The sequence below is a fragment of the Flavobacterium sp. PLA-1-15 genome (assembly GCF_049060005.1).
GTDB lineage: Bacteria > Bacteroidota > Bacteroidia > Flavobacteriales > Flavobacteriaceae > Flavobacterium.
In genome coordinates, this window is record NZ_JBMGQS010000010.1 from 12,241 (window position 1) to 28,540 (window position 16,300).

The window sequence follows — 16,300 nt, forward strand, 5'->3', positions numbered from 1 at the left end:
TAATGTTATTTACAGGCATAGCCATACCGTACCCATAGCGTATCAACTTGCAATGTAATTCATGCCAAACCCAACTTTTCCTTATGGGTATCCCAATACATGCTTTAGCATAAATAATGCATCCTCCAAAATATATTTATTTCATTCAAATAGAATAATATCGTCACAACTTTTACTTATTCTGATTCAAATAAACGATAAGTAAATATTAATTCTTTCAATAATTCGTCGTCTAGCTTACGTGCTTTTATTCTTCTATTTTGCAACGAATTATAATTTTCTATTCGGTTTTTGCTTACAAAAAAGAATCTCCCTTTTTTAAAGAAATCATTAAGATTTTGATCTTTTTGTAGCTTTTTTTACGAAATCGTTTTCGTAAAAAGTGCATTTCGCCGACTTTATTCTACAACTCATCGAAAACATTGAATTTACTGCATCCAAAGCTATGATTCACCCCGTACGTGGAATTACTTTTGACGTGTTCTAAGGCAAATATCCCTGTCTTGAACCTACTTTTTTACCCCCAAAAGTAATTCTATTATGAAAAAAAATTTATTGTTATTGGTTGTGGCTTTCTTGCCAATTTTTGGATTTGCACAGGAATTAGTTAGATGGAATGGAGGCTTAGATGGATTTTCAGCTACCACTGTTGCTAATGTTGTATCAGCTAACATCAATAAGCCTAATTCAATAAGTATGTCTAATAATGGGCAATGGAATCAATTTTTTGAAACTGGAGGATGGCCTAATCCTCAATGGCCTACACAAGCTAGTAATGGCTTAATTGATACAGCGAGATACATTGAGTTCATTGTAAAACCATCAACGGGTCATCAAATTAATTTATCAGCATTTAATTTTGAACATAAAGGTAATGGTGTTTTTCAAATACGCTATTCTAAAGATCCATCTTTTTCTACTAATGTTTATACATTGCTAGGAGAAACATCAACTAATGGAAACTGGACATCCACTAATATACCTGCTAATAGCTTTTCATCTGTTAATCCTGTTTTGGCTAACGAAACAGTTTATATAAGAGTGTATGCATATCGTACATGGAATACTTTTCAAATACGTCATAGCTGGGGTGGAGCTACAGGTCCAATGATTACCGGAACTGTTACATCGGCAACACCTCCAGTTCCAACAGCAGTTAACGATAATGCAACCACATTGCAAAACCAAGCAGTGACCATAAATGTGTTGAGTAACGACACCAACAATAATTTAGCTACAGGTGTTGAAATTGTTACAGGACAAGGACCGGCAAATGGTAATGTCGCAGTGAATAATACCACCAATCAAATAACGTATACTCCAGCTTCTGCTTTTACAGGAACAAATACATTTAAATACAGGATTAAGTACGGAACCAATAGTGTTTCGAATGAAGCTACGGTAACGGTTAATGTAACAGCTCCAATACTGCCAACGGCCGTAGCGGATAACTTAACCGCTCCAATGAATGGTTTGGCTGATTTAAACGTTTTATCTAATGACAATCTAGGTTCAGCAACATCTGTAACTGCAATCAATACAACAAACCCAACGCACGGAACAGTTACAGTTAATGCTAATAATACAATTCGGTATACGCCAACAGCTGGTTATGTCGGTACTGACAGTTTTACTTACCGAATCCAAACTGTTTACGGAGCTTCTTCCTATGTGCAAGTAAGTCTAACAGTTCAGCCACAAACACCAACTTCAGGACCTTTGTGTGGTGATTACTATGTTGGAACAGGCGGGCATTTCACAACGCTTACACAGGCAGTTAATTATTTGAATGCAAATGGAGTTAATTGTGCAGTTACATTCTTGTTAACAAATACTCTGTATCAAAACGTGGATGGAAATGCAAACGGAGAGGTATTTCCATTGGAAATAAACGGAGCCACCATCAATACTACAACCACCAATACGGTAACGTTTAAGCCAGCTGCTAATCTTGATGTTACTGTAAGAGTTAACAATGTTACAGTGAGCTACAATCTAATCCATCCTAAAGCATTGTTTAAATTGAATGGAGCAGATAATATCATTTTTGAAGGTCAAAATGGAAGCAGTAATCTTACTTTAGTCAATAATGACCCAAATAATTCTGGTGGTAATCACAGAACAGTAATCTGGCTTGCAAACAATACAGATAATATCGTAATCAGAAATCTTGACATCGCCCAAGGAAATGATAATGCTAACTCTACTTTTTCTGCTGGTATCTATTCTGGGTCAGACAGTATTATTGGAGGCGCAGCCAACAATACAAATACCAATCTTATAATTGAAGGTAATAATTTTAGCAGTAGGGTGATTCAAGGTATCTATTTAAACAATAGTAGCATATCTTCTACTGGTGTGATGATTCATGATAATACATTCGGAAAAGTTTTTAATCCAGGTATTGATTCTAAAACTCATAATCCTATTTACTTGAATGGAGTAACTAACTTTCAAGTATATAAAAACGAAATAAAGAGTGTAAATTCTACTTTTACCGCAGACCATTATAGAGCAATTTATGTATATGGTAGCAATGGTAGGGTTTATAACAATACTATATATGATATAAAAAGAGCTTCATCAGAGCAAACTATATCAGGTATCTGGTTAAAATCAAACGTAGGAACTAATCCTGTGAATATAACCGTAAGCAATAACTTTATTACAGACGTTCAAGCCCCTGGAAGCTCTTCATGGACACAAGGAGCATATGGTATAGTTACAGAAAGCGGATCTGGATTTAAAATCTATCACAATACAGTTAACTTAAAGCAACAAACCCAAACAACAGGAATATCAGCTGCTTTCCTTACTGATAGCGCTGTTGATCTAGATGTTAGAAATAATATCTTTAACAACAACCTTACTTATTCAGGCCCAGGTAAAGCCGCAATTGCAATAGTTAATTATGCAGCCAGTACTTTTGCTTATTTGGATTACAACAACTATTATTCACAAGGTATTATAGGAATAAGAGGAAGCATAAGTAATGTGAGTGCACAAAACCCTACTTACATTGCTACTATGGCCGAATGGAAATCCAATACAACTGGTGTTGGCAAAGACGTACACTCAACAACAGTTCAACCAGTTTTTGTTAATGAAAACAGCGATCTTCACCTAGTGCCAACATCCACCGTGAACGTTCAGTATCTAACAGGTGTTACCGTTTCACAAACTGGAATCACACACGATATCGACGGACATCAAAGATACATCCCAGCACCAACTATGGGAGCCGATGAGATTGCAGAAACTTGTGCGCCAACAGGCGATCAAGCAGCTTTCGGTATAGACAGCTGGATAGGATATGTGTATGATAATTCTGTTGGTTTCGACATCAACAACCAATTCCAATCAAGCAAATACAAAGGATATATATTGGAGTCTAACCCAACATTTACTCATAACTACGGTGGAGGAGCTATTTCTGGACCTTACATGTGCGGTACATATTATGATACTTTCGCCATAAGACATAAAATGAGAAAAAACTTCCCAGCAGGATACTATACCTTTACAGTATCTGGGGATGATGGTTATAGGCTAAGCGTCAACGGAACTGAGGTGTTAGCAGACTGGAACGACCATGGCCCAACAACTGCATCAGCAAGCATCTACCTAAATGGAAGCACAGATTTGATTTTGGAATTTTATGAAAACGCAGGTGGTGCAACTATATCGTTCAACTATACAATGTGTACGCCAACTGCAACTGCACCAACCTCAATCAGCGGAAATCTTACCGTATGTGCAGGCAGTCCAACTACCCTTACGGCAGTAGGAGCTACAGGAACAGGAGTTACTTATCAATGGGGAACGGGTTCTGTTGTAGGGACTAATCCAATAGCAAATCAAAACGGAGCGTCAATAACAGTTTCACCAACCCAACAAACCACTTATTGGGTAAGAGCAATCGATGGTACATGTCAAAGCCCTACTTCAGGAGTAACTGCTGTAGTAGCAATGGGGTCGGTAGCAGGTAATCCAACTGTTTTTGGAAGCAATGCGTGGAATGTATATGCATTCAACGAAACAAGCATGACGCCATCACTTTCAAACTACAAAGGATTTTATACACAAAATACGGTTAGTGTTAACACTACCACAGCATGGGGAATCAACGCTTCGCCTTCAACTGCAACAACCACTCCAACAAATACAGCCTATCAAGGTTGTCCAGTTGGGAATGACAATTTTACCTTCATCCAAAAAAGAAGAGGCTTTCCAGCAGGAAGCTACGAGCTAAGAATGGTAGCATGGGATGATGCAACAATGGTCTTTGTAAATGGTGTAGAAGTAGTAAACTATGGCGGATGGTATAATGGTACCGACATGAATAATCTAGTTGGAGTTTATTGCCTTGGACCTAATTCAACCATTGAGATCCGCACCATCGAAAATGGAGGAGAAGCTCAAGTAAGAATGAATTTGGTTCCTATAAACGTAATTTACAATAGTACAGGATGGACAACAGGACCTAACGAGCGTGCTGTAGAAATTCAAAGCAATATCAACATCGAAACGAGTCTTGAAGTATGTACCTGCACAGTAAAAGCAGGAACAACATTAACGGTAAAATCAAATCAAACACTTACAGTCGTAGAAAATATCGTGGTTGAAGATGGAGGTAAGATTATCGTCGAAAACAACGGAGCATTGGTTCAAGTAGATGATGATGCTACTTATACAGGTTTGCCAGCTTCGTTTACCGCAATGAGAAACGCACAACCGATGTACCGTTATGATTTTACATACTGGTCTTCCCCAGTAGAATCATTCAGATTAAAAGATGTTTCACCATTTACATTGTTTGATAAATTCTACAGCTGGAACAGTACTACGCAAGCTTGGACAACCCTTCCACAGCCAGCAAGTTCTACCACTCTAATGGAACCAGGTATAGGCTACATCGTGAGAGCACCACAATCCTATAGCACAAATCCTACTATCAGAGATACATGGGAATCAATATTTATAGGAAGACCAAACAATGGAGTAAAAGAAGTTACCGTTGCCAATGGAGCAGATAATAAATGGAATCTAATCGGTAATCCGTATGCTTCAGCAATAGAGGTAAGTACATTTATGGCCACTAATGCAGATGTAATCGAAGGAGCAATCTATCTATGGTCGCACAATTCAGCCATAGTGCCAGTAAGCAACGGTAGCCAAGTTTATACCTATTCAGCTAGTGATTATGTAACAGTAAACGCAGCAGGATTAGTAGCAGCAGGACCACAAACCAACTCATTGGGAGTAAATAATGGAGACGATTTTAAAATCGCTTCAGGTCAATCATTCTTTGTAAAAGGAAAAGTGTCAAACCCAACAGGAACTCAAGTAAGGTTCAATAACGCAATGCGTGTTAGACAAGGAGGAGAAAACAACCAATTCTTCAGACCAAATCCTTCAGACCCAAATCAAAACTGGGAAACAACAGGAAAACACAGAGTTTGGTTAAACATGACCGGAGCTAACAATGCCTTCAACCAATTAATGGTAGGGTATATAGAAAATGCTACAAATGGCCTAGACTCTCGTTTCGATGCAGATGTTTTCAGCGGTGGAACAGTATCAATGTATTCCCTTTTAGAAGAGAAGAAATTAACCATCCAAGGACGTGCTTTGCCTTTCAATAACCAAGACCAAGTGCCTCTAGGATACAAAACAACCCTAACAGGAACATTGAAAATTGGCATCGACCATTTCGACGGATTATTTGAAGGACAAAATGTATATTTGGAAGACAAAGCATTCAACATCGTTCACAACCTGAAAGAAAGTGATTATACATTCACAACAATACCAGGAACTTTCAACGATCGTTTCGTATTGCGTTACGTTCCTGCGGCCGAGTTGGGAATCGACAACCCAGCAGTTGATGAAAATTCAATTATAGTATTCGGAAACGGAAACCAAATTGACATCAAATCAAAAGACCAATCAATAGAGCAAGTAACCGTTTACGATTTGTTAGGAAAAATAATCTTCGATAAGTCTAAAATCAACGCTACAAGCTTCTCAACAACACAATTGAATGCTTCAAACCAGGTAGTAATCGTAAAAGTAATTACAGATACGAAAGCCGAAGTAGTCAAAAAAGTAATTATGAATTAGTAATCCATATTACCCTAACCTAAAATCCCATTGCCAAAAGCAGTGGGATTTTTTTATTAAACCAAGCGTATAAAATAATTTAAGGCTTCCGTAAAAAGCATTCTGCCTTCCGCAAAAAACATTCTGACATCCGCCAAAAGCATTCTGCCTTCCGCCAAAAGCGTTCAGCCTTCCGCCAAAAGCATTCTGCCCTCCGCAAAAAGCATTCTGCCTTCCGCCAAAAGCATTCTAGCATCCGCCAAAAGCGTTCAGCCTTCCGCAAAAAACAAAACTCAAGTCTTCCTAAGCAAGATACTCACCGCATTACCACCAAAACCAACCGCATTAATCAGCACAGTCCTGATGCTTTTAGTAGTATTTTGTTTTGATAAAAAAGGAACATCAATAAAGTAGTCGTGTTCCATCATCAGGAGTGCCATTTCAATACTCAGCATCCCCGAAGCGCCAAAGGTATGGCCAATCTTCCATTTATTAGTAGTCAGCAAGGGCAGGCTTTCGCCAAAGACACGCTCAATCGCCCTATACTCCGATGAATCTCCCTTAATCGTCCCAGGAGCATGCATCACAATCACGTCAACCTCCTCAACCGAAGCCTCCTTCAACGCCATCTTCATCGATTTCTGAAAGCAGTCCGCTTCCGCAGATATGGAAATGTTATGCTCCAAGATTTCCGTCGCATACCCAATCCCGATGATGTGTGCCAAAGCATTTTCGCTTTCGCCCATCTCCAAACAACACACCGAAGCACCTTCACCCAGAATCATCGAGTTGCGTTTCTTCTCCAAATCAAAAGCCCTGCACGGATATTCCTGTTCTTCCTTGGCATAAATCTTCATCGCCTTCATCTGCGCAATAGTAAAAGGCGTCAACGGCGCTTCACTGCCACCTACCAAGAACTTATCCACCATCCCGGCACGAAGCCACGCCACGCCATTCAACAAGGCATGCAAAGCCGTAGAACAAGTAATGGAATGCGAAACTTCCGGACCCTCACTCTGTAAATCATGTGCAATCCAGGAAGAGATATTCCCCAAAGTAGTAGTAGGAGAGGCCAGCGTCTGTGCTTTCCCACTCTCAAGATATTCCTGAAAGTGCTTCTCAAACAATTCCGTCGCCCCACGCGAAGAACCAATGTTGATCCCAAACAAGTCATCCTTCGTCCAATTCGCTTTCTTCACCGCTTCACGCGAAGCCACCATCGCGAACAAAACCGAGTTGTCCAACGCTTTGTATTTGATATCCGATTGCTTTAACAACGCTACTTTTTCTTTAGAGTCATCGTCTAAAACAGAAGCAAATGCAGTCTGCCCGCCAAATGCTTTCTGTATAAAAAGGTGTTCGTCCTTCAAGTAATTTTCCCAAATCATTTTTGGGTCATTCCCTAAAGGCGAAACAGAAGCAATCGATATTATGGAGATAATTGGAGACAACGTAAATTATTTAGGTGAATATTGTACCACGAATGCACTAATCTCTAGATATAAATTCAAGTCTATTCAAATTAAAAATAAGAAGAGATTTTAAATTAGTGAATTCGTGGCTTAAAAAGCTGTTGCAAAATTAAACTATTTCCAAAGCTTCTTCAACAATAGAATACACTTTTTCCAACTGCTCATCCGTAATGATATAAGGCGGAAGAATGTAAACAATATTCCCAACCGGCCGTAGGATCACGCCTTTCTCAATAAAGAAATTATATAACTTCGTGCGCATCGAACCATAATAGCTTTCCTCGTTTTCAATTGTAATTTCCAATGCAAAAATAGTTCCCAACACTCTTGTAGTCTTCACTCTCGGATGTTGCTTTATATGCTCTTCAAAAGCCAGATGCCTTTCGTTTACACGAATAATGCTCTGCTGTATTTTATCAGATTGCAACAACTCTAAACTCGCCAAAGCCGCCGCACAGCCCGTCGGATTTGCCGTAAAAGTATGTCCGTGAAACAACGCCTTGTTGATGTCATCATCATAAAAAGCATCAAACAGCTCCTGTGTAAAAGTTGTTATCGCCATCGGAATCGTGCCACCTGTCAAGGCCTTTGAAAGACACATCATATCAGGCTGACCTTTGATGTAATCGCAGGCGAAGTTCTTCCCAGTTTTGCCAAATCCCGTCATTACTTCATCGGCAATGGTCAGTACATTCTTTTCCTTGCAAATTTGAAGCAGTACATCCAATGCCTCAGGTGCATACATCACCATTCCGGCCGCTCCCTGAACCAAAGGCTCAAATATAAATCCAGCACAATTATGATTCGCAATTACAGTTTTCAAAGCTTCATAGCTCGCTTCTTCTTTCCCTTTTACAGGAACCGGAATCCGAACCACATCAATAAACATCCCTTGAAAAGCCTGTGTATAAAACGAAATTCCACTCGCCGCCATCGCCGCAAAAGTATCCCCATGAAATGCATTTTCAAATGCAATGATCGTAGTCCTTTTTTCTCCCTTGTTGAAGAAATACTGCAACGCCACCTTAATCGCCACTTCAACCGAAGTCGAACCATTGTCCGAAAAGAATATTTTTTGCTGATTGCTCGGAAGTATCTCCATCAATTTTTCCGCCACTTCAATCGCCGGACTGTGGGTAAAACCTCCAAACAGAACGTGCTCCAAAGTGGTCAGTTGCTTATAAATCGCATCGGCAATAAATTGATTCGAATGCCCGAATGGATTGACCCACCACGATGCAATCGCATCAATATATTCCTTTCCGTTTTCGTCCCAAAGCAAGGCGTCTTTCCCTCTAGCAATCGCAATAGGAGGTGTGGCGGTTTTGTGTTGTGTATAAGGATGCCAAAGGTATTGGCTGTCTTTTTCTACTAAATTCATTTCGTTTTAGATAAAAGAGGAAAGAAGCAAGAAGAAAGACATCACAATCTTTCCTCTTGCTTCTTTGCTCTTGGTTCTTATAATTGTAAAAGCGTCTCTCTAAACAAATCGGCATATTCCCGAATCACATTTTTGTCGAAATACAGTTCATTCTCAATCCTTCCGAGGAATTTCACACCTGTTTTATTCAGAATGATTTCTTCCGAAGATTTGTTCTCATCTCCATTGAAAATAATTCCTGCAATGTTTATTTTCCGATGCTGTAAAGCTTCAATCGTCAACAAAGTATGATTGATGCTTCCTAAATAATGACGCGAAACCACGATCACTTTATAATCAGGTCGAATCAAATCAACAATTGTTTCCTCATTGTTCAGCGGAACAAAAATTCCCCCTGCACCTTCAATAACCAAATGATTGGAAGTTTCTGGTTCAATGATTTTTTTTAAGTCAATCGTTACACCATCAATTTCTGCTGCCAAATGTGGACTTGCTGGAGTCAGTAAAGCATAGCTGTTCTCGAAAATCTTCGTTTTAGCATTCGATAAGTAAGCTTTTATTTTATGACTGTCCGAAGATTCCAAATCACCCGCTTGGATGGGTTTCCAATAATCAGCTTCTAGTGCTTCTGTTATGATGGAGGAGGCAATGGTCTTGCCAACGTCTGTAGATATTCCTGTTATAAATAGTTTCATGGTATTTCTTTAACCGCAAAGGTCACGAAGAATTCGCAAGGCTCGCAATGTTTTAAGTTTTCTTTAGACTTTAATTGAATCAGCAGTTATCTCTTTTCTGTATAAATCCGTTTAATCAGTGTTAAAAAACAAAAGTACCCAACAATCTCAACAACGATGAAATTTCTTCTTTTGAATTATAACTGTGCAAACAAATCCGCAGTCGCTCCTGACCTTCCGGAACCGTTGGCGAAAGTATCGCTTTTACATCAAATCCATTTTCTTGCAATTTTAAAGCAATATTCTTTACTTTTTCATTTCCTGGAATGATGGCACATTGAATCGCCGATTTACTTCTGACAAATAGAGGTCGCAATCCCATCATCTGTTTCTCCTGATTAAAGAAATTGATGTTTTCTCTTAATTGCAAAAGGGTGTTTTTTTCTTGTTCCAAATGTTGGTAGCCGATTAAAATAGTGGCAACAGAATGAGGGGAAAGCCCAGTGGTATAGATAAAACTCCTTGAAAAGTTCACCAGATAGTCTTTCAATTCTTTTGAACCTAAAACAACCGCACCATGGCAGCCAAGTCCTTTTCCGAAGGTCATGATTCTTGCAAATACCTTGTCGTGCAATCCCATTTCCTGAACAGAGCCTTCACCTTTTTCACCGAAAACCCCTAAAGCATGTGCTTCGTCAATAACTAAATAACAATTGTGTTTTTCCGTCAAACTGATTAATTCTTCAAGATTCGGTGTGTCGCCATCCATTGAAAAAACAGATTCCGTTGCAATATAGATTGATGAAGAAGTGTCATTGAACTTTGAAATCAACCGTTCCAAATCTTCAAAATCATTGTGCTGGAATTTATACGATTTGGCATTTGATAACTGAATCCCATCCCGAATGGAAGCGTGGATCAATTCATCGTATAGAATAAGATCGCCTTTTTGGGGAACCGAACTGAAGAAACCTACATTGGCATCATAACCTGAATTAAAAATCAGGGCAGTTTCTGCTTGGTGGAATTTTGCAATATAGTTTTCGGTTTCGGTATAAAGTGGATGGTTTCCAGAAATCAGACGTGAACCTGTGGCGCCATTTTGAGTGTAGTGATGATCAATTAAATACTGATGGGTTTCTTCAAATAGCTTTTCAGATTTTGAAAACCCAAGATAATCATTCGAAACAAAATCTATTTTTTCCTGCTTTTGCGAAAGTTGACGCAGTGCGTTATTTTGCTTTCTGGCTTCTAGTTTTTCGGATAGATTTTTGGGAAACTTCATAATGCAAATTTAAAGTATTTAAACACAAGGCACACAAAGAATTCGCAAAGTTCGCCTGCTTTAACGTATAGGTTATATAATGGATACTCAGATTACGCATAAAAAAAGCGTCCCGATAATTTCGGGACGCTTAGACATTGTAGGCAATAAATAGATATATAATTAGTCAACAACTACTACTTGAGCTGCAACTTTACCTTTTCTTCCTTCTTCTTCTTCGTAAGATACTCTGTCACCTTCGCGAAGTTCTTCCGCTCTGATTCCTGATGCATGAACGAAAATGTCTTTTCCTGTTTCTTCGTCTGTAATGAATCCGTAACCTTTAGACTCATTGAAAAATTTAACTGTACCTGTACGCATTGTAATAATAAAAATAATTAATAATGCTACAAATGTAATCTTTAATACAATACAAAAACCAACTTATGTTAAAAAAATGAAAAAAAAATATTCGTTTTTCTTCATCATTGCTTTTTTTTGAGTGAGGACAAGCAATTGATTTTCAAAATTTAATGAAATTGAAATCAATGATTGATCATTGTTTTAAGGAAAGTTATTCCTACTATTTTATCAGCAGATGAATTATTTTGACAGCGAAAATTAAATTCTATTGAAAACAAAAAAGCCTCAGATTTCTCCAAAGTTTGTAGGTTATAGTTTGAAAATTTATAAATCAAATTGGTAATTTGCGATTAGGTTGAAAGAATTTGTTTTTACATAAGAAACAAAAGCTGTAAAAGTAGGAGTGCTTTCAATCTTATTAATATCAATTAATCCATAATTATGACGAATTTCCAAATTCAGACTGCTTTTGTCGTTGATTTTGAAGTTTGTTCCAATGCCTAAATTGACTCCAAAATCCAATGTCTTAAAATTATCATTTCCATCACCACTATTTTCCCCATCGGTTTTATAATTACTATTGAAGAAAAAACCTAGAAAAGGCCCGCCATTAACGTAAAATTTTTTTTCAGAATCAATATAGTATTTCATGTTTAATGGAACCGTGATGTATTCCAGTCTTGTTTTGTATTCTTCGCTTACATATGTTCTATTGTCAAGTATAGGGTCAAAATCTTCAAAATTACTTTGGGAAAACACAGCGTTCCTTTTGTATGATTTCCTTTCGTAATTAATGTTTCCAACAAATGAAAATTTTTCATTCAGAGGAATTTCAATAGAAACACCGACAAGAAAGTTGACATCATATTTGCTGTCTTTAAAGGATACAATTTGATCGTTGAAATTATTTGTTCTCACATTTGAATACGTTCCACCCAAATTAACTCCAAATTGAGGCTTGTCCTGTGCAAAACTTGCAGTACAGATTACTAATAAAAGCAAGAAATAATTCTTCATATTATTTCAATCTGATATGCAATTCCTCCAATTGTTTTTCATCAATAACCGATGGCGCGTCAATCATCACATCACGACCCGAATTATTTTTAGGGAAGGCAATAAAATCGCGAATGGTTTCTTGGCCACCTAAAATCGCTACCAATCTGTCCAATCCAAAAGCCAATCCTCCGTGTGGTGGCGCTCCAAATTGGAAAGCATCCATCAAGAAACCAAACTGTGCTTTTGCTTCTTCTTCGGTAAAACCTAAATATTTAAACATCAATTGCTGTGTTTCCTTATCATGGATACGAATCGAACCACCGCCAATTTCGTTTCCGTTCAATACCATATCATACGCATTTGCACGCACTTTTCCTGGATCAGTTTCCAATAAAGCCATGTCTTCTGGTTTCGGAGAAGTAAACGGATGGTGCATTGCATGCCATCTTTCACTTTCTTCGTCCTTTTCCAATAATGGAAAGTCTACCACCCAAAGCGGTGCGAAAACTTCTGGATTACGCAAGCCCAAACGGGTTGCTAATTCCATACGCAAAGCACTCAATTGTGCTCTTGTTTTATTGGCTGGACCAGAAAGGACCAAAATCAAATCGCCTGGTTTTGCTCCTGTAATTGCAGCCCATTTTTTCAAATCTTCTTGATCGTAGAATTTATCTACCGAAGATTTGATGCTTCCGTCCAATTCATATTTGGCATAAACCATTCCTGAAGCTCCCACTTGAGGACGTTTTACCCAATCAATTAAATTATCGATTTCTTTTCTGGTATAAGTTGCACAACCTGGTGCTGCAATTCCCACAACCAATTCTGCGCTGTTGAAAACTGGAAATTCTTTGTGTTGAGAAACCTCGTTCAACTCGCCAAACTTCATGTCAAAACGAATATCCGGCTTGTCATTTCCGTAAGTTTTCATCGCATAATCATAAGTAATTCTTGGGAATTTCTCTACTTCGATACCTTTTAATTCTTTCAACAAATGACGCGTCAATCCTTCAAAAACATTCAAGATGTCTTCCTGTTCCACAAAAGCCATTTCACAATCGATTTGTGTAAACTCAGGCTGTCTGTCAGCTCTTAAATCTTCGTCACGGAAACATTTCACAATCTGGAAATATTTGTCCATTCCACCCACCATCAACAATTGCTTGAACGTTTGAGGAGATTGCGGTAAGGCATAAAACTGACCCTCGTTCATTCTTGATGGAACGACGAAATCCCTTGCACCTTCCGGAGTTGATTTAATCAAATAAGGTGTTTCCACTTCGCAAAAATCCAAATCTGATAAATATTTACGCACTTCCATCGCCACTTTGTGACGGAAAAGCAAGCTGTTTTTTACCGGATTTCTTCGGATATCCAAATAGCGGTATTTCATTCTAATGTCTTCGCCACCATCCGTTTCATCTTCAATTGTGAAAGGAGGCGTCTGCGCAACATTCAAGATATTCAATTCAGAAACTAAAATTTCAATCTCTCCTGTTGGGATGTTTTTGTTCTTGGCCTCACGCTCAATCACGGTTCCTTTTACCTGAATCACAAATTCTCTTCCGAGTGTTTTTGCCAATTCAAATACGGCTTTGTCGGTGCGGATTTCGTCGAAAATCAACTGCGTGATGCCATAACGGTCGCGCAAATCCACCCAATTCATAAATCCTTTATCGCGTGATTTTTGAACCCAACCCGCAAGAGTAACTTCAGTATTTACATGTGAAGCGTTCAATTCTCCACAATTATGACTTCTATACATGATCAAAATTTTAGATTGCAAAAGTAAAAAACTAAAACCACAATTCTACGGCATTCGCCTAAACTTAAACAGAATTATTTACAGCAAATTAAATAAATAGGTATATTTGGGTTATCAAAAATTAAAACACCCCTTTTATGAAAAAAATAGTGTTCGTTTTATGTGCGGTAGCATTGTCAAACGTAGGTTTTGCCCAAAAGAAATATGCCACTTTTGAAGCAAAAATTGAAAATAGAAACAGCGATAAGATTTCGATTATCGGACCAAAAAAATACAAGAAGGAAATAGCCCTCAACAAAGATGGATTTTTTAAAGACACCCTGAAGGTTGCCGATGGAATGTATCAATTTTATGACGGAGCTGAATCGACGATGCTTTATTTGAAGAATGGTTATGATTTGAAGATGAAGCTCAATGCCAAAGAATTTGATGAGACAATTGTCTATGAAGGAAAAGGAGCAAAGGAGAATAACTTCTTGGCGCAAAACGCACTTTATGAAGAGCAGTTTGATTATGATACGGCGTTGGCTTCTGATGAGTTGACTTTCGGAAAATTATTGGATGCTAAAAAGAAGACCGATGCTGAAAGACTTCGAAAAGCAGATCTAGAACCAGCTTTTGTCGCTTTGCACCAAAAATCAATCGATCAGAATGTTGCTGGCTTGCAAGAATATTACAAAGAAAATCAAGCCATAAAAGCCCTGAATGAAACACCAGCGCCTTCGTTTGAATATCTAAATCATAAAGGAGGAAAAACTAAACTGGAGGATTTGAGAGGCAAATTTGTTTATATTGACATTTGGGCGACTTGGTGCGGACCTTGTCGTGCTGAAATTCCGTATTTGAAGCAAGTAGAAGAAAAATTTCACAATAAGAATATTGAATTTGTGAGCATTTCCATCGATACCCAAAAAGATCAGGAAAAATGGAAGAAGTTTGTAAACGAAAAAGAATTAGGAGGCATACAGCTTTTTGCAGATAATGATTGGAATTCTGCGTTTGTGAAGCAAATGGGCATTACAGGTATTCCAAGATTTATCTTGATTGATCCTAAAGGTAAGATCGTGAATGCCAATGCTGATAGGCCTTCCTCTCCAAAATTAATTGAAGTTTTAGAAGCATTATTGAAGTAAAATCTCTCAATTTTTCATTACCAAAACCAATGTGAAAGCATTGGTTTTTTTATGGATTAAATTTTCCAATGTTAAGTTTTCATTCAATGTTATTAAATTGTTAAGTGAAAGTTTTTTTAATGTAAACTAATTTATATATTTGTTAGACAATCAGAGGCAAACGATTGTTACCCAACCCTAAAAATGATTTATTTAATAATTAAAAAATACTAACATTATGAAAAAGTATATGATTTTAGGAGCAATGTTAATTACAGGAATTACTTTCGCTCATAATACACCAAAACACGAAGTAGTAGGCGATATGGTTAAATCAACTTACTATCACGAAAACGGACAAATCAGTCAGGAAGGTTTTTATAAAAACGGAAAAGTACACGGACAATGGACCTCTTATGACGCGAATGGAAATAAAAAAGCCATGGCAGAATATAATGAAGGCATCAAAACCGGTAAATGGATTTTCTGGACCGATAAAAACCTGAGCGAAGTGAACTATTCAGACAGCCGAGTAGCATCGGTGAAAACCTGGAAAGAAGACGCAGTGGTTAACAGAAATTAATTCATTAAAGCTTTCGGAAACGGAAGCTTTTTTATTTGCCCCTATTCTTGCTTTCCGTTTCTTTAAAGGAAGCAATAATCCTGTCCATGTCCTTTATGTATTGGTCTTTTCGGTTTTCCAATGTCCAAATCAGGATCTGGTAAAAGTGCTTGTCGCTTTCAAGATACGCAAATTGGTAATAGATGTCCACGCCTTCCGTATTGTCAGAAAGTGAAAACAATTTTGCTTTCAAACCATTGATTGTAGTGTCGCGCGTAACAGAAAATGTTGGGTTCTTCAATGTTCCTTCCAAATTACCGCGCACAATGCTGTAAAAATCTTCCAGATTTATTTCTTCTGGATTTGGAAAATCAGTCTTTTGCTCATCCAGAACGATGGCATAAAGTTCTCTAAAAGTATTTTGATATTGGAGCGACGCTTCCGTATTGAGGTCTCTTGCCTCTCCCATATAGTCAGGAAGATCAAGGGAATATTGATTCTTAATTTTAACAGTGTGGAATTCTGTTTTTGAATTGCAATTAAGGAATAAAACAGACAAGAATCCTAAAATAAATATTTTTTTCATACAGCAAATTTTACTGCAAT

At 37.8% G+C, this 16,300-nt stretch carries 11 protein-coding genes; 3 read left to right on the forward strand and 8 right to left on the reverse strand.

Translation table 11 applies throughout. The features are described 5' to 3' along the window. The first annotated feature begins 540 nt into the window (after positions 1–540). Entirely contained in the window at positions 541–6,123 is a 5,583-nt protein-coding gene (locus ACI6PS_RS08080) for an Ig-like domain-containing protein (protein ID WP_421012047.1), read from the forward strand. A 272-nt stretch (positions 6,124–6,395) separates the two neighbouring features. On the opposite strand, the gene ACI6PS_RS08085 is transcribed toward ACI6PS_RS08080, so the two are convergent. The 7 genes from ACI6PS_RS08085 to aspS form a co-directional block, all read right to left on the reverse strand. Then, positions 6,396–7,553, reverse strand: coding sequence for a beta-ketoacyl synthase N-terminal-like domain-containing protein (locus ACI6PS_RS08085; RefSeq protein ID WP_421012048.1), 1,158 nt, complete (start codon positions 7,551–7,553; stop codon positions 6,396–6,398). Between the two features lie 130 nt (positions 7,554–7,683). Further along, positions 7,684–8,955 carry an adenosylmethionine--8-amino-7-oxononanoate transaminase gene (gene bioA / locus ACI6PS_RS08090; RefSeq protein WP_421012049.1) on the reverse strand — a complete coding sequence of 424 codons (1,272 nt, stop codon included), beginning with the start codon at positions 8,953–8,955 and terminating at the stop codon, positions 7,684–7,686. A gap of 77 nt (positions 8,956–9,032) precedes the next feature. After that, complete coding sequence (gene bioD, locus ACI6PS_RS08095) at positions 9,033–9,650, reverse strand: dethiobiotin synthase (RefSeq protein ID WP_421012050.1); 618 nt, start codon at positions 9,648–9,650, stop codon at positions 9,033–9,035. Positions 9,651–9,771: 121 nt separating this feature from the next. Continuing rightward, complete coding sequence (locus ACI6PS_RS08100; RefSeq protein ID WP_421012051.1) at positions 9,772–10,914, reverse strand: aminotransferase class I/II-fold pyridoxal phosphate-dependent enzyme; 1,143 nt, start codon at positions 10,912–10,914, stop codon at positions 9,772–9,774. Positions 10,915–11,076: 162 nt separating this feature from the next. After that, positions 11,077–11,274, reverse strand: coding sequence for a cold-shock protein (locus ACI6PS_RS08105; RefSeq protein WP_421012052.1), 198 nt, complete (start codon positions 11,272–11,274; stop codon positions 11,077–11,079). Positions 11,275–11,580: 306 nt separating this feature from the next. Further along, on the reverse strand, positions 11,581–12,273 hold the full coding sequence (locus tag ACI6PS_RS08110) for a porin family protein (RefSeq protein ID WP_421012053.1): 693 nt from the start codon (positions 12,271–12,273) through the stop codon (positions 11,581–11,583). 1 nt (position 12,274) lies between these two features. Then, a complete protein-coding gene (gene aspS / locus ACI6PS_RS08115; protein ID WP_421012054.1) occupies positions 12,275–14,020 on the reverse strand; it encodes an aspartate--tRNA ligase in 1,746 nt (581 codons plus the stop codon). 137 nt (positions 14,021–14,157) lie between these two features. On the opposite strand from aspS, the gene ACI6PS_RS08120 reads away from it, so the two are divergent. Both ACI6PS_RS08120 and ACI6PS_RS08125 read left to right on the forward strand, forming a co-directional pair. Beyond that, positions 14,158–15,153 (forward strand): TlpA family protein disulfide reductase, encoded by a 996-nt coding sequence (locus ACI6PS_RS08120; RefSeq protein ID WP_421012055.1) that lies wholly within the window; start codon positions 14,158–14,160, stop codon positions 15,151–15,153. Between the two features lie 217 nt (positions 15,154–15,370). Continuing rightward, positions 15,371–15,715, forward strand: coding sequence for a toxin-antitoxin system YwqK family antitoxin (locus ACI6PS_RS08125; RefSeq protein ID WP_421012056.1), 345 nt, complete (start codon positions 15,371–15,373; stop codon positions 15,713–15,715). Positions 15,716–15,746: 31 nt separating this feature from the next. Here the strand turns inward: ACI6PS_RS08125 and ACI6PS_RS08130 are convergent, their stop codons facing one another. Further along, positions 15,747–16,280 carry a hypothetical protein gene (locus ACI6PS_RS08130; RefSeq protein ID WP_421012057.1) on the reverse strand — a complete coding sequence of 178 codons (534 nt, stop codon included), beginning with the start codon at positions 16,278–16,280 and terminating at the stop codon, positions 15,747–15,749. Between the last annotated feature and the right edge of the window lie 20 nt (positions 16,281–16,300).

Coding starts and splice junctions, on each gene's coding strand:
- ACI6PS_RS08080 (WP_421012047.1), top strand. CDS start 541: ATGAAAAAAAATTTATTGTTATTGGTTGTGGCTTTCTTGCCAATTTTT.
- bioA (WP_421012049.1), bottom strand. CDS start 8,955: ATGAATTTAGTAGAAAAAGACAGCCAATACCTTTGGCATCCTTATACA.
- bioD (WP_421012050.1), bottom strand. CDS start 9,650: ATGAAACTATTTATAACAGGAATATCTACAGACGTTGGCAAGACCATT.
- ACI6PS_RS08100 (WP_421012051.1), bottom strand. CDS start 10,914: ATGAAGTTTCCCAAAAATCTATCCGAAAAACTAGAAGCCAGAAAGCAA.
- ACI6PS_RS08105 (WP_421012052.1), bottom strand. CDS start 11,274: ATGCGTACAGGTACAGTTAAATTTTTCAATGAGTCTAAAGGTTACGGA.
- ACI6PS_RS08110 (WP_421012053.1), bottom strand. CDS start 12,273: ATGAAGAATTATTTCTTGCTTTTATTAGTAATCTGTACTGCAAGTTTT.
- aspS (WP_421012054.1), bottom strand. CDS start 14,020: ATGTATAGAAGTCATAATTGTGGAGAATTGAACGCTTCACATGTAAAT.
- ACI6PS_RS08120 (WP_421012055.1), top strand. CDS start 14,158: ATGAAAAAAATAGTGTTCGTTTTATGTGCGGTAGCATTGTCAAACGTA.
- ACI6PS_RS08125 (WP_421012056.1), top strand. CDS start 15,371: ATGAAAAAGTATATGATTTTAGGAGCAATGTTAATTACAGGAATTACT.
- ACI6PS_RS08130 (WP_421012057.1), bottom strand. CDS start 16,280: ATGAAAAAAATATTTATTTTAGGATTCTTGTCTGTTTTATTCCTTAAT.